Source organism: Bacillus sp. EB106-04-02-XG92, from assembly GCF_058791995.1.
The window spans coordinates 515,746-536,409 of sequence record NZ_JBYTEA010000002.1 but is presented as its reverse complement, the minus strand read 5'-3'; the positions used below and the strand labels follow the sequence as shown (position 1 = coordinate 536,409).

Genomic DNA, 20,664 nt, shown 5'->3' with positions numbered 1-20,664 from the left:
TTGATATTTTGAGAAAAAACTCATGTCCGCATGAGTTTTTTCTTATCTTTTATAAAAAAATAAAAAAAAGGTATTGCAAAATATAAAGGAAACATGTTATGATACATCTTGTCGTCACGAAAATATGACGTTGGTGAGTATGAGCCATTAGCTCAGTTGGTAGAGCATCTGACTTTTAATCAGAGGGTCGAAGGTTCGAGTCCTTCATGGCTCACCATTTTATTTTTCGTGGCCCGTTGGTCAAGTGGTTAAGACACCGCCCTTTCACGGCGGTAACACGGGTTCGAATCCCGTACGGGTCATGTCTTTTTTTATGTTCATTTTTGGTCCCGTGGTGTAGTGGTTAACATGCCTGCCTGTCACGCAGGAGATCGCCGGTTCGACCCCGGTCGGGACCGCCACTTTTGTTTATACCACCATTAGTGGTTTTATATATAGTTTTGGCTCGGTAGCTCAGTCGGTAGAGCAGAGGACTGAAAATCCTCGTGTCGGCGGTTCGATTCCGTCCCGAGCCACTCTCAGGATATTAAGTGGGCCCACTTAATATCCTTTTTATTTGTGTAATTTTACAAAATTGAGTAGTTATTTTAAAATAGAATGAGGAGCCTCTAGCAGTTGAAGCTAGAGGTTTTTCTATAGATCGTATAGGATTCCGTGTAAATGTGGATTATACATGAGTCTGTGAGAATAGAGGAAAAAGTACTTAAGCAAAAGATGCGGTCATATAGGGACATACTATGTAGACATCAATGTGTTTAAGGATATTGACCATATTTTTACCCCACTATTTACTGGACAGTAAGCCCAAGCCTTAAAATTCAGCGAAAGCAAAGAAGTTAGGTGAGGAGCGGGCTGCCCGTAAAAGCCCAATTGGTGAGGGCTAATAATCAGTGGGTGATGAAGAAAACACCCACCAATTAAAGTTTCACTTTATAAGGAGGAAATAGACGATGATGGGAAAGAAAATTTTAGTAGTTGATGATGAAAAGCCGATTGCGGATATTTTGAAGTTCAACCTAGAAAAAGAAGGTTTTGAAATTGTAATGGCGCATGATGGTGATGAAGCAATTGAAAAAGCAAATGAAGAACAGCCAGATATGGTTTTATTAGATATTATGCTACCAGGTAAGGATGGCTTAGAGGTTTGCCGTGAAATACGTAAAAGTTCAGAAATGCCGATTATTATGCTTACAGCGAAGGACTCTGAAATTGATAAAGTATTAGGACTTGAGCTTGGTGCAGATGATTATGTAACGAAGCCATTTAGTACGAGAGAATTACTTGCTCGTGTGAAGGCGAATTTACGTCGCCATCAACAAGGTGGTGCTGCAGAAAAAGAAGAGAATACGGAAATGGTTATTGGACCAATTGTTATTAATCCAAATGCGTATAGTGTAACGAAACGTGAGGAAAATATTGAACTTACACATCGTGAATTTGAGCTACTACATTATTTAGCGAAGCATTTAGGACAAGTTATGACACGCGAACATTTATTGCAAACAGTTTGGGGTTATGACTACTTTGGAGATGTACGTACAGTGGATGTAACAGTGCGTCGTTTACGTGAAAAAATTGAAGATAATCCAAGTCATCCTACATTAATTGTCACTAGACGTGGAGTAGGATATTACTTGCGTGACCCAGAGCAGGAATAGTATATGAAGAAAGTCGGTTTTTTTCAATCTATTCATTTAAAATTTGTACTCATATATATGCTATTAATATTGATAGCAATGCAGGTTATTGGTGTATATTTCGTAAGAGAGTTAGAAAAGAGTCTTGTGCAAGGTTTTAGAGACTCTTTAACGCAGCAAACGAACTTATTAGCATATAACTTGAAACAAGAGTTTAAAAAAAGTTATACAAAAGCAGAAACAGAGTCAACAGATGAAACGATTAAAACTTCAATTCGAAAATTTGCCTCCGATCGAAAGAAAGATATTCAAGAGGTAAGTGTGTTTGATTCGCATAGAAAGTTACTCGCTATTTCAGATGAGTCAAAGCAAAATAAGGTAAATAGAACATCAACAGATATAGCTGTTCAACGGGTATTGGTACAAAAGAAGCCAGAAGTAAAAATTGAGAAGGATGGTCGTACAGGCCATCGCGTACAAGTTATGCTTACTCCGATTCTAGATGATAACGGCAAAGATGCACTTGGTGTTATTTACATTGTTGCATCTATGGAAGATGTTTATAAACAGATGAAGGATATTAATCAAATTTTTGCGACTGGAACCGTTATTGCATTACTCGTAACAGCTGTACTTGGAATTTTGTTAGCTCAAACGATTACGAGACCAATCTCAGATATGCGAAGACAAGCGATTGAAATGGCAAAAGGAAACTATTCAAGAAAAGTAAAAGTGCATAGCCATGATGAAATTGGACAACTAGCATTATCTTTCAATAATTTATCAAAAAAATTACAACAAGCTCGTTCTTCAACGGAAAGTGAAAGACGTAAATTGTCATCCGTTTTATCACATATGACAGATGGGGTAATTGCTACTGACCGAAAAGGGGACATTATTTTATTAAATGATCCTGCGGAAAAGATGTTAAATGTTTCGCGTGAAACGGCACTCGATCAATCTGTTTTAGAAGTATTAGGGATACAAGAAGAATTTACGCTCGATCATTTATACGAAGAACCTGATTCTGTTTTATTAGATTTTAGTACGAGAAATGAGCCATATATTTTACGTGCTAGTTTCTCTGTTATTCAAAAAGAGACAGGGAAAGCAAATGGTTTAATCGCCGTGTTATATGATGTAACTGAGCAGGAGCGTATAGAAAGGGAACGCCGTGAGTTCGTGGCAAACGTTTCTCATGAATTAAGAACACCGTTAACAACGATGCGCAGTTACTTAGAGGCACTTACGGACGGTGCGTGGCAAGATCCGAATATTGCACCGCAATTTTTAACAGTTACACAAGAAGAAACAGAAAGAATGATTAGACTTGTAAATGCGTTATTGCAACTATCTAAACTTGATAGTACAGAACATCGTTTAATGAAAGAATGGGTCGACTTTACTGACTTCTTTAATAACGTTATTGATCGTTTTGAAATGTCTAAAGAGCAAAACGTAAGCTTCAAACGATCTTTCTCTAAGAAATCTCGATTTATTGATATGGATACGGATAAAATTACGCAAGTATTGTATAACATTATTTCGAATGCATTGAAGTATTCACCAGAAGGTGGAACAGTAACATATCGCTTACGAGATCGCGGTGAATTATTAGAGATTAGTGTAAGCGACCAAGGAATGGGTATTCCGAAAGAAAACGTCGATAAAATCTTTGAACGTTTTTACCGCGTAGATAAAGCACGTTCAAGACAAATGGGTGGCACAGGACTTGGATTAGCGATTGCAAAAGAAATGATTGAGGCACATGGTGGCTCGATTTGGGCGAAGAGTGAGGAAGGAAAAGGGACAACTATTTATTTCACATTGCCAATGGCAGCGGATGAAGAGGACGATTGGGAATGAGTATGGAAAATGTTAAAACAATCGTTTTAATTAATTTAGTTGTAATTAGCCTATTTCTTACTTTTAACTTATGGACGTATGTGCCAGATTCCACGTCTATGCAAAACGCAAAATTTGTACAGGGGAATGAAGGAACTACTCAAACTAAAATTGCTGATGTTGTCCGCCCTACTTCTATCATCGTGCATAAAGATAAAAATCATTATGGGAGCAAGAGAGAAGGAGATATAGAATCAATCTATAAACCTTTGGAAGCAGGGGAATTACATGATTTCAAAGAAATATCGATTGCTAAGGCTGATTTCCTTTCTTATGTACATGGTGAAGGGAAAATTGAACTTATTTTTCCTACCAATATCCCATTTGATGCAGTTAAATCTATGTTTAATATGAAAGAAAAAAGTATAGATAAACCTAAACATTTTAATCGAATTATTCTTGATCCCTCTAGAAGTAGGGATCAAGAAATTAAAATTAATTTTGTTTCTGATGGTGATAACTCTAGAGTATATGAAGCAAAATTAAGTGGTGTGTATTTAAAAGATATTGTAAATGCACAAAATCAATTTATAGTATCAGCAAAGCCTTATTTTGACTATCAAATTAATGATATGAAAAAAATATTTTTACCAGATGGAACGACGGAATTAAGTAATATAACATATATTTCATCTAATTTAGCGGTTGATACATTTAAGAATGCTCTGTTTAGTGATCCTCGTTATTTAAGCCCGATTACCGAGAAATCGAAAGAAACATTTACAGATGGTATTAGGTCCATGGAGATTGAAAATGATCGTCATATGCTAAAGTATAAAAATTCTTCTGTTTCAAGTGAAAAAACGACAGATAATTTAATGCTTTTACAAAAAAGCTTTGATTTTGTAAATGGTCACAGTGGGAGTCTGGATTCATATCGTTTGGACTATATGAATAAAGGACAGACAGTATTCCGTTTACATGAAGATGGATATTCCGTATTCAATACAGATGGATTAGCTGAGTTGAGGCAAATATGGGGATCCGAAGAAGTAATGGAATATGAAAGACCGTTGTTGTCTTTAAATACGAAGGGGATAGAACAGAAGGTTACTCTTCCGTCAGGTCACGTTGTGATAGCATCCTTAGAAAATAATGCCGTTGTAGATAAACGACTCATTAAAGACATTGGTATTGGATACAAATTATCACTAGATGGACAAGTAGCACGACTACAGCCAATTTGGTATGTAAAGTTTGTTGAAGATGAAGCTGGCAAACAAAAAATATATGAGTGGAGTGAGGGAGGACTAAATGGATTGGGATCGGATTAAAACCATATTTATTGTGACCTTTTTTGTTTTGGACCTCTTTCTCATTTTTCAATTCATTCAAAAGCAAGATAGTAATCAATTGGAGCTTATTGCAGAAACAAAGATAGATCAAGAATTAAAAGCAAACAAAATTACTATGGGTAATTTCCCTAAAGAATCGAAAAAAGAGGCATTTATTAGGGCAGAAAATAAGGCATTTAAAGAAGAAGATATACAGTCTTTAAAAAATCAAACAGCGCACATACAAAATATGTACAAGATAGAAAGTAAGCTAAAAGAGCCCTTTTTAAATACAAAATCATTATCTAAAGATAAGTATAGTGATTTTTTGAAGAACTATGTATTGGATGGACAAAAGTATGAATTTGGCGCGATGAAAGACTCCAAAATTTACTTTTTCCAAAAATATAAAGATAAGCCTATTTTCTATAACGATCAGGCAATGATTGTTGTGGAATTAAATGAAAAAAATGAACTTGTGTCATACACGCAGACGATGCTAACGGATTTAAAAGAAATGGGCGAAAGTGAAAAAACGAAACAGCAAGAAATTATTACTGCCCAAACGGCTTTAGAAAATCTGTATTTAAAAAATAAAGTTCATGGGAATACACATGTAAAAGAAGCACAAATTGGTTATGCGACCCTTACCGCATCTACTTCTAATAACCAAGTACTCGCTCCAACATGGAATTTAAAAACGGAGCAGAAGCAGGACTTCTTTGTAAATGCAATTGAAGGACAAGTTATGGAATTAGGGGAAAAGGAAAATCAAGTGGTTGATGAACATACTGGAGTGAGAAAGAATGGGTTTGCATTTTAGCGTACTTGCAAGTGGAAGTACAGGGAATATGCTATATGTAGGAACAGATGAAAAGAAATTACTCGTCGATGCAGGTTTAAGTGGTAAAGCAACAGAGGCTTTATTTAAACAGGCAGAATTAAATATAAATGATGTATCAGGTATTCTTGTAACACATGAACATAGTGATCATATTAAAGGATTAGGTGTATTGGCACGTAAATATGATTTACCTGTTTATGCAAATGAGAAAACATGGAATGCAATGGAACATTTAATAGGAAATATCCCAACTGAGCAAAAATTTATTTTCTCAGTTGGGGATGTGAAAACATTTGGTGATATTGAGGTCGAGTCATTTGGCGTTTCTCATGACGCCGCAGAGCCGATGTTCTATGCTTTTCATAACAATAATAGAAAGTTAGCCCTTATTACAGATACGGGATACGTAAGTGACCGTATGAAAGGTGTTATTAAGGGAGCTAATGCTTTCGTATTTGAAAGTAATCATGACGTGGAGATGCTTCGTATGGGACGTTATCCATGGAGTATTAAGCGACGTATTTTAAGTGATGTAGGGCACGTTTGTAATGAGGACGCTGCATTAGCGATGGCAGATGTGATTACAGACGAGACAAAACATATTTATTTAGCGCATTTAAGTCTAGATAATAACATGAAAGAACTAGCACGTATGTCAGTGTCACAAGTATTAGAGGAAAAAGGATTTGGAGTGGGAGAAGCCTTTGAAATTCACGATACAGATCCAAAAATGCCGACAAAAATTCAATACGTATAATTCTTCATTTTAGTAAACAATAAAGGTGAATATAGTTGTTTTCAGGAAGATAGGTGAACAAATATGTCCTTTATTGATGAAGAAAATTATCGTATGAAACGTGCAAGGAAAAAGAAGCATAAAGGTATTGTTATTTCTAGCATAGCAGGAACAATTGTAGGAGCTTCGTTATTTGCATTTGGAGCTCCTTTATTTGCAAATGATGCAGGCACGCTTCCACAAGCTGAAGCAAGTGGCAGTAATATGGCCCAAGCGCAGGGAATTAAACAAATTAGCTTTGTGGATGCTGTTGATCGTGCGTCTGAAGCTGTTGTTGGCGTTATTAATATTCAACGAGATAATTTTTCAGAGGCAGATTCAGAAGCTGGTACAGGATCGGGTGTAATTTATAAAAAGGCAGATGGCCAAGCTTATATTGTAACGAATAATCATGTGGTTGCTGGGGCGAATCGTATTGAAGTAAGTTTAAGTGACGGTAAGAAAGTTCCAGGAAAAGTATTAGGAACTGATGTAGTCACAGATTTGGCCGTACTACAAATAGATGCAAAGCATGTGAAAAAGGTAATTGAAATTGGTGACTCTAATACTGTTCGTAGAGGCGAACCGGTCATTGCGATTGGAAACCCGCTTGGGCTACAATTTTCTGGAACTGTCACACAAGGTATTATTTCAGCTAATGAACGTATTGTCCCTGTAGATTTAGATCAAGATGGACATTATGATTGGCAAGTTGAAGTATTGCAAACAGACGCAGCAATTAACCCAGGTAATAGTGGTGGTGCGCTTGTAAATGCGGCAGGTCAATTAATTGGCATTAACTCAATGAAAATTGCAGCAAAAGAAGTAGAAGGAATTGGACTAGCTATTCCTGTTACTAGAGCTGTTCCTATTATGAATGAATTAGAGAAGTACGGAAAAGTAAGAAGACCGTATGTTGGAATTGAACTTAGATCGTTAAATGAGATTCCGAATTATTATTGGTCAAAAACATTGCATTTACCGGGAAATGTAACAGAGGGAGTTTGCATTTTAGATGTGAAAAGTCCTTCGCCAGGTGCAGATGCTGGTTTACGAGAACATGATGTGATTGTAGCAGTAGATGGAAAACCGGTTCGCGATATTATCGGTTTCCGTACGGCCTTATATGATAAAAAAATTAATGATAAAATGACTCTTACATTTTATCGTGGTACAAAACGAGCAACAACAACGGTTAAGCTAGGCATTCAAAAGTATTAAAAACAGGAGGGCCTACCTCCTGTTTTCTATTGTAGAAAAGTGAGGTGAAGAATATGAATTTACCTTGTTGTTTAGAACATGTTGAATTAGCTTTAGATATCATTGTGGATGAGTGTGAAGTTGCACCGGTTATCAACAATGTGGATAACTCAGAAAAAGAGAAAAAAACATGTGAATTTTGTCAAAATGAGGCGACATATGTTGTATCGAACACAGATTCTCACACAATATGTGGGTAACATTTGTGGATATGTGGATAACTCTTGTGGATAACATGTTTGTAAGGTGGGGAATACATGTGAATATCTCGATTATTTCAATTGGGAAATTAAAAGAAAAATATTTAAAACAAGGTATAGCAGAATACTTAAAACGATTATCTGTATACGCAAAAGTAGAAGTAATTGAATTACCAGATGAAAAGGCACCAGAAAATTTAAGTGAAGCAGAAATGTTAATTGTAAAAGAAAAAGAAGGTATACGTATACTGGATAAAATTTCTGATGATACGCATGTTATTGCGCTAGCGATAGAAGGAAAACAAAAATCATCAGAAGAATTTGCAGTAAGCTTAGATCGTCTTGCTACATATGGAAAGAGTAAAGTTGCCTTTGTAATTGGTGGATCACTTGGACTAAGTTCAGAAGTAATGAAGCGTTCAAACGAATCACTTTCTTTTTCAAAGATGACATTACCACACCAATTAATGCGATTAGTATTGCTTGAGCAAGTGTATAGGGCGTTTCGTATTAATCGTGGAGAACCATATCATAAATAGTAATAGTACATTCAAACGGCTACAGATGTGGCCGTTTTCTATATTTCCTAAAATAAGTATGTTTCTATTTCTAAAAAAGTGTGATGTAATATGAAGAGGAAAAAAGTACAAGTAGTCATAGAAGTGAGGAATTAAAGGTGAAGAAGTTTAAAAAGTTTTACTTGGAGATTACGAGTGTGTGTAATCTTGCGTGCAGCTTTTGTCCGCCGACGGAAAGGCAGAAGCAGTTCATTTCTGTGGAGGATTTTGCGAAAAGATTAGACCAAATTAAACCTCACACAGACTACATTTATTTGCACGTGAAGGGTGAGCCGTTGCTGCATCCAAAAATAGATCAACTGTTAGATTTAAGCCATGAAAAAGGGTTTAAAGTTAATATTACAACGAATGGAACGTTAATTAATAAGAGAAGGCATAGACTGTTAAATAAGCCTGCTCTAAGACAAATGAATTTTTCATTGCACAGTTTTGATGGACACCCAGGTTCGCAAGATAAAGAGGGCTATGTAAGAAGTATACTTTCCTTCATTAGAGAGGCGACAAGTCAATCAGATTTAATTGTTTCACTTAGATTATGGAATTTAACGCAAGATAATAAAACAAATGCTGAAATCCAGAAAAATAGAGAGTTATTATCCATCATTGAAAATGAGTTTGATCTATCTTATCAAATCGAAGAGAAGCTTACACCAGGAAAAGGTATAAAAATTGCGGAACGTGTCTTTATTAATCAAGACTATGAATTCCAGTGGCCAGCATTACATGAAGAAGAGGATGATGGAAAAGGATTCTGTCACGGTCTTCGAAATCAGGCTGGAATTTTAGCGAACGGAACAGTTATTCCTTGCTGTTTAGATGGCGAAGGGATTATTAACCTTGGAAATATTAATACTGACTCATTTTCTAACATTATAGAAGGTGAAAGAGCGACAAACATTGTCGATGGATTTTCGAAAAGGGTTGCAGTCGAAGAGTTATGCAGAAAATGTGGATACCGTAAAAGGTTTGGAAAGTAAATATGAAATAAGCCCTCATAAAGCGAGGGCTTATTTTTTATCCTGCTATTTGCCGGGCAGTAAGACCCCCACCTCAAAATTCAGCGAAAGCAAAGAAGTTAGGTGGGGAGCGGGCTGCCCGTAAAAGCCCGATTGGTGAGGGCTAATAACCAGTAGGGGATGGACCCCCCCACTGATTAAAGTTTCAATTTATTCTTGATAAAAGCGCTCTAATTCATCAATTAAGGAACCGACGTAAGAAACGGCCCTGCGGATTGCATCTGGTTTTGACATATCTACTCCGGCATGTTTCATTAATTCAAGTGGTTTCATTGTACCACCAGCGCGCAGTACATCTAACCAGCGGTCAACAGCAGGTTGTCCCTCCTCTTTAATCATTTGAGCTACCGCAGTAGATGCAGTGAGGCCGGCGGAATAGGTGTAAGAATATAAGCCCATATAATAATGAGGTTGACGCATCCAAGTTAAGCCAGCACCTTCGTCAATTTCTACAGAATTTCCCCAGAATGTAGAAAGTACATTTGTTTTTATTTCAGTTAAAGTTGTAGCTGTAAGGGCTCCGCCTTCTTCTGCTAGCGTGTATACTCTTCTTTGATATTCTCCCTCAAGTAAATGAGTAACAAAGTTATGATAATATGTGCCGAGTAGTTGCAGAATTACCCATCTGCGCATTCTCTTATCGTCATTCGTCGCTAATAAATGCTGGGCTAATAGTAATTCATTCATTGTAGACGGTGCCTCAACAAAGTACATAGATGGACGTACGTTCATAATACGCTGGTTTTTATTTGCTAAATAAAAATGACCGGCATGTCCAAATTCATGAGCTAATGTGAAGCAGCCACGTATCGTATTTTGCCATGTAATTAAAATGTATGGATGAGAACCATACGGGCTTGAACAAAATGCCCCAGTTGATTTCCCTACATTATCTGCAAGATCGACCCATCTTTCTTTGAATCCTTTTTCTATAATGGAACTATATTCACCCCCGAGTACTTGTAAAGAGTCTTGAATGAGTTTTCCAGCTTCTTCATAAGTAATTGCCGGATTAAATTCGGGATCTAACGGTGCATGTAAGTCGCAGAAAAGCATTTGATCGAGTCCTAATACTTTCTTTTTTAAATCTGCAAAGCGGCGCATATGAGGCGCTAATTCTTTATAAATAATATCAAGTTGATTGTTATACATTTCAAGTGGGACTTTTTGAGGTTCTAGAAGCATATGAGTAACAGATTCAAATTTGCGTAAGCGAGAAAGTGTCACTTGTTTTTTTACTTCAGTCGCATATGTTGTTGCCACTGTATTTTTATATCGTTTCAACGTGGAAACAAATGATGAGTATGCTTTCCTACGTATGTCTACGTTTGGGGAAAACTCATATTTACTTTCAAATAATGCAAATGATACAGGGAGTTCGTTTCCTTGTTCATCTTGTATGGAGGTAAAATCCATATCGGCTAATTTAGTCATACCGTAAATTTTGTATGGAGAACTATGTACTTCGCCAAGTGCAGCAAGAGCTTCTTCTGTTTCAGGAGAGAGCGTGTGCTGCCTTTTTTGTAGTATGTCTAGTAATGATTTACGGAAAGGTTCGAGTTTTGTTTCTTCAGTTAAATATTTTTCAATTGTTCCTTCGTCAAATGAGAGGATTTCATTATGGATAAAGGATAGTGCAGTATGTACTTTCGTCCATAAAGCAGCAATTTTGGAAGAGTTCGCTTGAACAATTGGATTTGTACGGTCAGTAGATTCTTTTAAATTTGCGTAGGAGTATAATTTTGTTAACTTCATTAAAAGCTCTTCTTCTAAAAGTAGGCAATGTAATAAGGTAGTGGGGCTAGTGTGTAATTGGCCTTTAAACATATCAAGTTTTTTTATATCGTCTGTTAATACACGTAATGCAGTTTCCCACTCTTTATCACTTTCGTATAAATGAGAGAGGTCCCATGTTAGTTCAGTAGGGACTTCCGCTCGAATATGGCGTTTCTCAATTGTATTTTTCATTTGTTATATCCCCCTTATTATAAGTATATAAAAATATGATACTAGAAAATTCAGTAAAATGAAAATATTTTACATTTCTATATATAAGAAGGACAAGCATACAAATGCTTGTCCTTCGAGTTAATTTTAAAAATTAATATACTTTATCACCGTTGAAAATAGAGTTTTTCACGACTACATAATCTACAGTACGAATTGAGTCTAATTTTGTTCCACCAGCGTAAGAGATAGAAGATTGAAGATCTTGTTCCATTTCAACTAAAGTGTCTTCTAAAGAACCTTTATGCTCAACGAACATTTTCTTACCTTCAACGTTTTTCTTCTCGCCTTTTTGGAATTCAGAAGCTGAACCGAAGTATTCTTTATAAAGTTTGCCGTCTTTTTCGATTGTTTCCCCTGGAGACTCTTCATGACCAGCGAATAGAGAACCGATCATAACCATAGTCGCCCCAAATCGAATAGATTTAGCTACGTCGCCGTGTGTACGAATACCACCGTCAGCGATAATTGGCTTACTTGCAGCTTTTGCACACCAGCGAAGTGCAGCTAGCTGCCAACCGCCAGTTCCAAAGCCTGTTTTAATTTTAGTAATACAAACCTTACCAGGTCCAATACCAACTTTTGTTGCGTCAGCACCAGCATTTTCTAATTCTCTTACCGCTTCTGGAGTTCCAACGTTTCCAGCGATAACGAAGCTTTCTGGTAAATGCTTTTTAATATGTTGAATCATGTTGATTACAGCATTAGAATGTCCATGCGCGATATCAATCGTGATATATTCAGGCGTAAGGTGCTCAGCAGCTAATTGCTGTACGAATTCATATTCGTCCTCTTTTACACCAACGCTAATAGAAGCGATTAATCCACGTGATTGCATATCTCTAATGAATGAGATTCGTTTCTCTGGTTGGAAACGATGCATGATATAGAAGTAATTATTTTCAGCTAAATAAGTTGCGATTCTTTCATCAATAATCGTTTGCATATTTGCAGGTACGACAGGTAATTTAAATTTATGTTTTCCTAAAGTGACAGTTGTATCACATTCAGAGCGGCTATTTACAATACATTTTGCAGGAATTAATTGAATATCTTCATAGTCGAATACGTTTTCCATCATTTACACCCCTAAAATACGAATATTTTATTAAGTTTGTTTAAAAATGTTCGTCCAAAGGATAATTTACATTATTTTCACTCATAAGTCAAAGGTTTTCATGTTTACATTTGAAAATTAAATTTTAGCTACGTATTTTGTAAGTTCATGTAATGAAAATGTGTTTAAACATAGTATTATTTGATGTAAAATTATGTTTGGAAAATAAAAGTTTAATAGGTAAATTTAGGAGGGGTGCTAATGAAGCGTCTAGTATATATGGATTGGTTGCGAGTATTAGCAACAATCGCAGTAGTTACAATTCACGTTGCGGCTGGTTATGTTTCAGTGTTAGATGCAAATAACGCTTCACGCTGGATGGCTGGTAATCTATTTGAATCGATTTCACGTGCGAGTGTGCCGATTTTTGTAATGATTAGTGGAGCTTTATTGTTAAAAGGAACGAAAGATATTTCAGTCGGGGAGTTTTTACAGAAGCGCGCGAGTAAAGTAATTATTCCTTTTATAGCTTGGAGCACTATATTTTATGCATATGGAGCATATGCAGGCTATTTCCCGGCCTCTTTAAAGCAAGGGATTAAGCACTTTTTAACGGATACTATTGGCGGACATTTATGGTTCTTATACATGATTGTAGGGATATATTTAATTACACCTCTACTGAAAATCTTTGTGAAGAACGCTAAAAAAAGAGAGATAGAATACTTTTTAATTTTATGGTTATATGCGTCTGTTATGGTCAATTTAGTGAAATATTATTATCCTATCAACTTTAATATTGAATTATTTTACGTTACGAATTATGTAGGGTACTTCCTACTTGGTTATTACTTATCCAATTACGATATTTCGAAAAAATGGAGAAATATTTCTTACGTTGGAGGACTTGTAGGATTTATTAGTACATTCTTTATTACGTATTACTATACAGTAAAGGCAAATGGACAGTTAGACCAGTTTTGGTATGGATATTTTGCGCCAGGCGTTGTACTGATGGCGATTGGATTATTTGTATTTTTCAAATATGCTTTCCAAAAATCAGAAAGAGAATTGCCATTGTTATTCCGTTTTATAAATCAAGCAAGCCTTGGAATTTATATTCTTCACTTCTTCTTATTAAATAACTTGTTGTACATGGTTTTCCCTAAAGTAAATGAACGTGTACATGCAATATTGGCAATACCTATTAATGTAACGATTACAATTGTTCTTAGTATGGTAATTACGTTAGTATTGCAAAGAATACCAGTTGTGAAAAAACTAGTTCCATAAAAATGAATATGGTATAGATAGGGCAGACTTATTATTAAGGCTGCCTTTTACTATTTTAAAATTATATGTAGATAAATTTAGGCTGAAACGAATTAAAAACAGTGGATTAATATAGTATCTTACTATAGTCTAAAGTGAGGTATGAAGAACAGAATAGGTTAAATATAAAATCAAATGAGGTTAATATATGAGTAAAAAAAGCTTTAGTAATTATGCATTAAGTAAAGAAGTGAGACGAGCACTTACTGGTTTAGGATATGAGCATCCAACAGAAGTGCAAGGAGAGGTTATTCCAGTTGCATTGCAAAAGAAGGACCTTGTTGTAAAATCACAAACAGGTAGTGGGAAAACGGCTTCGTTCGGTATACCACTTTGTGAAATGGTAGAGTGGGAAGAAAATAAACCACAAGCATTAGTTTTAACACCGACGAGGGAACTTGCTGTTCAAGTAAAAGAAGATATTACGAATATAGGGCGATTCAAAAGAATTAAAGCTGCTGCAATTTATGGTAAATCGCCATATGCACGTCAAAAATTAGAGCTAAAACAAAAGACGCATATTGTAGTAGGGACTCCAGGGCGTGTGTTAGATCATATTGAAAAGGGAACTCTTTCTTTAGAGCGATTAAAATATTTAGTGATTGATGAAGCAGATGAAATGTTAAATATGGGCTTTATCGATCAAGTAGAGGCAATTATTGATGAATTACCTGCAAAAAGAATGACAATGCTATTTTCAGCAACATTACCGGAAGATGTTGAAAAGTTATCACGTACATATATGAATGTACCAACTCATATTGAAATTAAAGCGGCTGGAATTACAACGGATAAAATTGAACATACTCTGTTTGAAGTAAGGGAAGAAGAGAAGTTTTCACTCCTTAAAGACGTAACGATGATTGAAAATCCAGACAGTTGCATTGTTTTTTGTCGTACACAAGAAAATGTAGACCATGTATATAGACAGCTAAAACGAGTTAATTATCCTTGTGACAAAATACACGGTGGTATGGTACAGGAAGATCGTTTTGAAGTTATGGATGATTTTAGAAAAGGAAAATTCCGTTATTTAGTAGCAACTGATGTAGCTGCGAGAGGAATTGATATTGATAATATTACACATGTTATTAATTACGATATTCCATTAGAAAAAGAAAGCTATGTACACCGTACGGGAAGAACGGGACGAGCTGGTAATAGCGGAAAGGCCATTACATTTATAACGCCTTATGAAAATAGATTTTTAGAAGAAATTGAAGAATATATCGGATTTGAAATTCCAAAAGTATTGGCACCTTCAAAAGAAGAAGTTATAAAAGGGAAAGCTGTATTTGAAGAAAAAATACATGCTAAACCAATTATAAAGAAAGATAAAAATGCGGATATAAATAAAGGAATTATGAAACTGTACTTTAATGGCGGGAAGAAAAAGAAGATTAGGGCGGTAGATTTCGTCGGCACCATTGCTAAAATCCAAGGTGTTTCGGCTGAAGATATAGGCATTATTACAATACAAGATAATGTTTCTTATGTTGAAATATTAAACGGAAAAGGACCACTCGTTTTAAAGGTTATGAGAAATACAACGATAAAAGGTAAACAATTGAAAGTTCATGAGGCAATTAAATAAATGAAAATATCCACTTTAAAGGTGGATATTTTTTTGAGGCTTATTTATAGAGCGGATAATTTGAGTGGACCTTAACTAATACGTAATTGACGATTGTTTTTTTGTATGTTAGTATATTTATTTGATTTTTTTATACCATTGAATGGGAATTTGTTAATTCGTTTAGAGGGATATTTTTATATAAGCAATTCGACTTTTAATTCAATTGTTGTAAGCTATAAAAAGTAAGGACGGTGTTTTGTTTAATGAATTTTACTCAAGATAGGTGGAGTTTAAAATGGCTTCATTTTTATTTGATTGTAGTAGTTGTTGCATCTCTTTTATTACGTTTATATTTAGCATTTCATTTAGAAGGGTATGAACGAGATCAACTATTTTTTGTGGATTGGATGAATACAGTAGGTAAATATGGACTAGGTGATGTGTATGCACATGGAGATTTAGTAAACTATCCGCCATTTTTTTTAGCTCTCTTAGGTATTTATGGAGGTATATTGTCGTTTTTTAATACATATGTGGAAGCTGCGGGTGTTTTAATTCGAGTCCCATCCATTGTATTTGAAGTAGTAGCTATAATTATTTTTGCTATAGTTTCTAAAAGGATAGACAATTCGATTGTGAGAGCAGCATTAGTAACATTTTTCGCATTTAGTCCAGCCGTTATAGTGGATGGAACTATTTGGGGTCAAGTAGATATGCTACATAGTATACTGATGGTTAGTTCTATTTTATTACTAATGTCTAAGCCAACTTGGTCTGGTGCTATTTACGCTATAGCGTTACTAGCTAAATTTCAATCGATCGTAATTGCGCCTGTGTTTGCTATGTATTTCTTAAAAATCATTTGGGAAAAAAGGGAAGGTAAGCAATTAATTAAATTTATAATAGGGTTCTGTATCCCATTATTAATATTCGGTCTTTATTTCGCAGCCCATGGAACATTTATTACTATGTTAACACAAGCATATTTAAATGCGGTGGGTACTTTCCCAACGGTAACTGTATTTGCTATGAATATTTGGTATTACGCAATTGGTACGGATCCTAATATGGTGGACACGATTCAAGTTGTACCACATATTACATTGAAAACAGTTGGGTTAATACTCTTGTCTATTGCAGCGGCATTAACTTGCTTATATGTCTTTTTCCATCGTCATATGAATACGGCAGTTCTAATGAAAGCCGCGACTTTTATAAGTTTTGCGTTCTTTATGTTACCTACGCAAATACATGAGAGATATGCTTTCCCAGCGTTAGTATTTGTACTCTTTTTACTGCTATATGAAATGAAGTGGACAGGAATAGCTTTAGGATTAACGTTAACAATCTTTTTAAATATAGTAATGGTCTTGTATGCGGGCTTTAATACGAATATGGGAATGTTTATCGTTACTATTAATGTTTTTATTTTCTATGCTATGTGTAAATTATTAGTAAAAGAGTGTTGTGATCGCTTTGAATTGCTAATAAATAAACAATAAAAATTATAATTTTAGAGAGAAGTACATTTTGCGAGTATGCAAAATGTACTTTTTTATTTTGAAAGAGTAAAATCCCAATAGAAAAATAAACATGAGAGGATACTTAGAAAATATAATTTCTAAAATACTACAATCATTCGGATAGTTATTAGGACTCTTTTAAATCATCAATTAACTTCTCAGCTAAGCGTCTATACATATTACTCATCGACACAAATGATGTTAGTAATAAAAATTTCTCTAGGTTCGGATCTTCTAAAGAAGAAATTTCACTTACTTCTGAAACACGGCTATTTACGTCTTGTGTAAAGCTTTCGACGTTATTTTCGGTAAGAGAAAGATACTCTTTATATAGTGTATTTAATTTGAATGAATCGTCGTGTAATAAAGATTCATTTATATTTTCTAAGGAGCTTTTTATGTCATTAATGGAAAGAGCCCCTTTTAATTGATAAATTAGGCTGATTAAAATCATATGCTCTTTTGAGTATTTTTTATTTTTGATTGGAATAAATAATTTCCCTTTTGCATAATTGTTAATCATTGTTTTTGTTAATACTTTTTCGTCATCAGTTCTTGTTGTATCTGCATAAGTATTTTCAAATAGTTGGACAACCTGGTCTACATACAAGTCGACATTTGGAATATCTTCAAGCGTAATATTCTTTTCTAAATGTAATGTTTCAAGTAATTTATTTATATTTTCCACGTAGAACCCCTCGCTTTTATAACATAGTGGAGCGTAATGTTTAGTTTATCTCTAAATATGGTATTACGAAACAAATGAATTGTAAATGTTGACCTATAGTTATAATGTGTATATAATTACATGTAGTTATTGAAACTACATGTAATTATATGAGGGGTGTTTATGTGAATGCTTATATAAGAGAACCGGTTAATGCTTTTACCCATTTGGGAGGAGCTGTATTATCATTTATTGCATTATTAGCTATGCTTGTAAAAGTTTCTATTAATATGCCGTCTTTTGCGGCAATTACAGCTGTTATTTTATTTGGTATCGGAATGATGGTTCTGTATACAGCATCAGCTGTATATCATAGTGTTGTAGCCAGTGAACGTGTTATTTATTTCTTTAGGAAGCTTGATCACTCTATGATTTTTATATTGATTGCAGGTACATATGCACCATTTTGTTTAATTACATTACATTCTGCAAACGGTCTATTATTATTTTGTTTAGTGTATGCAACTGCCATTTGTGGTATTGTTTTTAAAATGTTTTGGTTTAGTTGCCCGAGATGGTTATCAACAGCCATTTATATTACAATGGGTTGGTTAATTGTACTATTTTTTGCACCGTTAGCTGCTAACTTAAGTGCAGGAGGTATCGTGCTTCTAGTGCTTGGAGGCATTCTTTATACAATTGGTGGATTTATTTATGGAACAAAACCAAAATGGTTAGAGTTTAAACATATGGGGCATCATGAAATTTTTCACATTTTCGTATTATTGGGAAGCCTCGCCCACTTTTTAAGTGTTTATTGTTACGTAATTTAACGATATGAGATTTCTAGGCGATTTTTATTTTCTTGATTAATAAAAAAGATATAGACACATATGTATGTTGAAGAGTTACATAACGTAAAGGTTATGTGGCTCTTTTTTATATAAATCATAATAAAAATAAATTTTTAGAATTATCAGTATTTTTTGTGGTAGGATAGATGTGTATTGAGGTTATAAAATTTTATAATTAACAATTAGTGGGGGACTATATATATGGCGATACTTATAACGGGTGGAGCAGGATATATTGGTAGTCATACGTGTATAGAATTATTAAATAATAATTATAAAATTATAGTCGTAGATAATCTTTCGAATAGTTCAATCGAGTCTTTAAATCGAGTAAAAGAAATAACAGGAAAACAATTTGAATTTTATAAAGAAAGTGTTCTAAATCGTGAAAAAATGAATGAGATTTTTTTACAAAATAACATTGAAGCGGTTATACATTTTGCTGGATTTAAAGCAGTAGGAGAATCGACTACAATTCCTCTTACATATTATTATAATAATATAATAAGTACAATCATACTATGTGATGTGATGCAGAAACATAATGTTAAAAAATTTATTTTTAGTTCATCTGCAACTGTATATGGAATTCCAAAAACATCACCAATTACAGAAGAATTTCCGCTGAGTGTGACAAATCCATATGGACAAACAAAACTAATGATTGAGCAGATGATGCGTGATGTAGCAAAAGCTGATGATGAATGGAGTATTGCATTACTTCGTTATTTCAATCCATTTGGAGCACATAAAAGTGGTCGTATTGGAGAAGATCCAAATGGAATTCCAAATAATTTAATGCCATATGTAACGCAGGTAGCGGTAGGTAAGTTAAAGGAGCTAAATATATTCGGAAACGACTATCCAACAAAAGATGGGACCGGTGTCCGTGACTATATTCACGTTGTTGACCTTGCAAAAGGACATGTAAAGGCACTCGAGAAAGTACTTGGGACGAAAGGAATCGAGGCATATAATCTTGGCACAGGTAAAGGGTATAGTGTTTTGGAGATGGTAAAGGCTTTTGAGAAGGTTTCGGGTAAAAAGATTCCTTATAAAGTGATTGGGCGTCGTCCTGGTGATGTAGCAATATGTTTTGCTGATGTATCTAAGGCGAAACGAGAATTAGGGTGGGAAGCGGAATATGGATTAGAAGAGATGTGCATAGATTCTTGGAGATGGCAGGTAAATAATAAAAACGGCTATCAAATGATTTAAGGTAGTTAGTAGATCGTTCGCTTATTTCGTTGCTTGAGATCAGTAATATGTTCAATGGAGGAAAGAGAACATATTACTGATCATAGCGTTTGAATAGCAACTAGTTCTATAGAAGAAAGGACTCTTAATGAATGCGAACAAGTTGTTTATGATAAACTGTATTACCTTCTTGGCTTGCATAAGGCGGTAGGCTTCGTCCGAAACAATTTGCAATAATGTTGGAGTGAGGAGGATAAGAAATACGAATTTCATACAAATTAATAGCTTCATCTAAATTAGCATAAAATACTGCTAGGTTGTTACCTTCTAAAAGGTATGGGAATTCTACCACTGTATCTTCACCAATGAGTACAGGTAATTTTACAGGATTAGAATAGTTAGACCAATCCCATACTTCTATATTTACATAGTGTGCGTAATATGCATCTAAATTTACAATGTTTATTACTGCTGAAACTGTTGCAGGTTCTCTTGTTAATACACCTGTTGAATGAATAACAGATTGATGTGGATAATGAGGAGGCATAAATATCAGACCTTTCTAATTTAATATGATTTTACAATATTCTATGCAGAGCATTGATAGAAGGAGATAGGTAAAATGCATTATTCTATCAATTTTTTATAGAAATCAAAAATGTAATATTGAATAATATTCCAATACTTGTATCATTGTTAAAGTGCGTTTATAATCAAATAATCCTATTAGCTTTTTAATTGAATTACGTATTATTGAAAGCGTTTTTATTGCGTGATACATTTTGATTGAAATCATTACTGTATGACATGCATGAAAGGGATTTTTTTATTGCTTTTTAAGGTAGGAAGTCTGACTTATTTTCGAAAAAACTTTGTATGTAGTTGTAAGTAAGAAGGAAAATAAGGAATAATATAATTTTTACAAGATAGGGAGGGTACGGTGTGAAAATATAAGGTTTTCA

Annotated in this window: 18 protein-coding genes and 4 tRNA genes; 18 read left to right on the top strand and 4 right to left on the bottom strand. The window is 34.6% G+C overall.

The window, feature by feature from the left end; translation table 11 throughout:
• The first annotated feature begins 141 nt into the window (after window positions 1-141).
• The 13 genes from AC3WVA_RS08680 (at window position 142) to AC3WVA_RS08620 (ending at window position 9,450) form a co-directional block, all read left to right on the top strand.
• Window positions 142-217 (top strand) — tRNA-Lys (locus AC3WVA_RS08680).
• 13 nt (window positions 218-230) lie between these two features.
• Window positions 231-302 (top strand) — tRNA-Glu (locus tag AC3WVA_RS08675).
• A 23-nt stretch (window positions 303-325) separates the two neighbouring features.
• Window positions 326-401: transfer RNA gene (locus tag AC3WVA_RS08670), tRNA-Asp, on the top strand.
• Window positions 402-442: 41 nt separating this feature from the next.
• Window positions 443-515 (top strand) — tRNA-Phe (locus AC3WVA_RS08665).
• A 435-nt stretch (window positions 516-950) separates the two neighbouring features.
• Window positions 951-1,658, top strand: coding sequence for a cell wall metabolism DNA-binding response regulator WalR (gene walR, locus AC3WVA_RS08660; RefSeq protein ID WP_000971865.1), 708 nt, complete (start codon window positions 951-953; stop codon window positions 1,656-1,658).
• Between the two features lie 3 nt (window positions 1,659-1,661).
• A complete protein-coding gene (walK, locus tag AC3WVA_RS08655) occupies window positions 1,662-3,503 on the top strand; it encodes a cell wall metabolism sensor histidine kinase WalK (RefSeq protein WP_048527929.1) in 1,842 nt (613 codons plus the stop codon).
• Entirely contained in the window at window positions 3,500-4,816 is a 1,317-nt protein-coding gene (locus AC3WVA_RS08650) for a YycH family regulatory protein (protein ID WP_098344628.1), read from the top strand. The genes walK and AC3WVA_RS08650 overlap by 4 nt, the downstream gene beginning before the upstream one ends.
• Window positions 4,797-5,639 carry a two-component system regulatory protein YycI gene (locus AC3WVA_RS08645; protein ID WP_492321864.1) on the top strand — a complete coding sequence of 281 codons (843 nt, stop codon included), beginning with the start codon at window positions 4,797-4,799 and terminating at the stop codon, window positions 5,637-5,639. Before AC3WVA_RS08650 ends, AC3WVA_RS08645 begins: the two co-directional genes overlap by 20 nt.
• Window positions 5,623-6,417 (top strand): MBL fold metallo-hydrolase, encoded by a 795-nt coding sequence (locus AC3WVA_RS08640; protein ID WP_000522836.1) that lies wholly within the window; start codon window positions 5,623-5,625, stop codon window positions 6,415-6,417. Before AC3WVA_RS08645 ends, AC3WVA_RS08640 begins: the two co-directional genes overlap by 17 nt.
• Window positions 6,418-6,480: 63 nt before the next feature.
• Window positions 6,481-7,656: a S1C family serine protease gene (locus AC3WVA_RS08635; protein ID WP_098344630.1), complete on the top strand. Its 1,176-nt coding sequence runs from the start codon at window positions 6,481-6,483 to the stop codon at window positions 7,654-7,656.
• 53 nt (window positions 7,657-7,709) lie between these two features.
• Window positions 7,710-7,895, top strand: coding sequence for a CxxH/CxxC protein (locus tag AC3WVA_RS08630; RefSeq protein WP_001052827.1), 186 nt, complete (start codon window positions 7,710-7,712; stop codon window positions 7,893-7,895).
• 59 nt (window positions 7,896-7,954) lie between these two features.
• The gene (gene rlmH, locus AC3WVA_RS08625) at window positions 7,955-8,434 is read left to right on the top strand and encodes a 23S rRNA (pseudouridine(1915)-N(3))-methyltransferase RlmH (RefSeq protein WP_016079551.1); all 480 of its coding nucleotides are present in this window, start codon (window positions 7,955-7,957) and stop codon (window positions 8,432-8,434) included.
• Window positions 8,435-8,571: 137 nt separating this feature from the next.
• Window positions 8,572-9,450 (top strand): radical SAM/SPASM domain-containing protein, encoded by an 879-nt coding sequence (locus tag AC3WVA_RS08620; RefSeq protein ID WP_048527942.1) that lies wholly within the window; start codon window positions 8,572-8,574, stop codon window positions 9,448-9,450.
• A 189-nt stretch (window positions 9,451-9,639) separates the two neighbouring features.
• Here the strand turns inward: AC3WVA_RS08620 and pepF are convergent, their stop codons facing one another.
• Window positions 9,640-11,457 carry an oligoendopeptidase F gene (gene pepF / locus AC3WVA_RS08615; RefSeq protein WP_492321863.1) on the bottom strand — a complete coding sequence of 606 codons (1,818 nt, stop codon included), beginning with the start codon at window positions 11,455-11,457 and terminating at the stop codon, window positions 9,640-9,642.
• A gap of 133 nt (window positions 11,458-11,590) precedes the next feature.
• Entirely contained in the window at window positions 11,591-12,574 is a 984-nt protein-coding gene (gene guaC / locus AC3WVA_RS08610; RefSeq protein WP_048527944.1) for a GMP reductase, read from the bottom strand.
• A 240-nt stretch (window positions 12,575-12,814) separates the two neighbouring features.
• On the opposite strand from guaC, the gene AC3WVA_RS08605 reads away from it, so the two are divergent.
• From AC3WVA_RS08605 to AC3WVA_RS08595, 3 genes are all read left to right on the top strand, one after another.
• Window positions 12,815-13,846 carry an acyltransferase gene (locus AC3WVA_RS08605; RefSeq protein ID WP_492321862.1) on the top strand — a complete coding sequence of 344 codons (1,032 nt, stop codon included), beginning with the start codon at window positions 12,815-12,817 and terminating at the stop codon, window positions 13,844-13,846.
• 187 nt (window positions 13,847-14,033) lie between these two features.
• Window positions 14,034-15,479 carry an ATP-dependent RNA helicase DbpA gene (gene dbpA / locus AC3WVA_RS08600; RefSeq protein WP_341013860.1) on the top strand — a complete coding sequence of 482 codons (1,446 nt, stop codon included), beginning with the start codon at window positions 14,034-14,036 and terminating at the stop codon, window positions 15,477-15,479.
• Between the two features lie 245 nt (window positions 15,480-15,724).
• Window positions 15,725-16,963, top strand: a complete 1,239-nt coding sequence (locus AC3WVA_RS08595; RefSeq protein ID WP_048527947.1) for a hypothetical protein — start codon at window positions 15,725-15,727, stop codon at window positions 16,961-16,963.
• Window positions 16,964-17,111: 148 nt separating this feature from the next.
• On the opposite strand, the gene AC3WVA_RS08590 is transcribed toward AC3WVA_RS08595, so the two are convergent.
• A complete protein-coding gene (locus tag AC3WVA_RS08590; RefSeq protein WP_195756033.1) occupies window positions 17,112-17,672 on the bottom strand; it encodes a DUF1836 domain-containing protein in 561 nt (186 codons plus the stop codon).
• A gap of 164 nt (window positions 17,673-17,836) precedes the next feature.
• Between AC3WVA_RS08590 and trhA the strand changes: the two genes are divergently transcribed.
• A complete protein-coding gene (gene trhA / locus AC3WVA_RS08585) occupies window positions 17,837-18,484 on the top strand; it encodes a PAQR family membrane homeostasis protein TrhA (RefSeq protein ID WP_071757053.1) in 648 nt (215 codons plus the stop codon).
• A 222-nt stretch (window positions 18,485-18,706) separates the two neighbouring features.
• Window positions 18,707-19,723, top strand: coding sequence for a UDP-glucose 4-epimerase GalE (gene galE / locus AC3WVA_RS08580; protein WP_048527950.1), 1,017 nt, complete (start codon window positions 18,707-18,709; stop codon window positions 19,721-19,723).
• Between the two features lie 124 nt (window positions 19,724-19,847).
• Here the strand turns inward: galE and AC3WVA_RS08575 are convergent, their stop codons facing one another.
• A complete protein-coding gene (locus AC3WVA_RS08575) occupies window positions 19,848-20,249 on the bottom strand; it encodes a hypothetical protein (protein WP_048527951.1) in 402 nt (133 codons plus the stop codon).
• Between the last annotated feature and the right edge of the window lie 415 nt (window positions 20,250-20,664).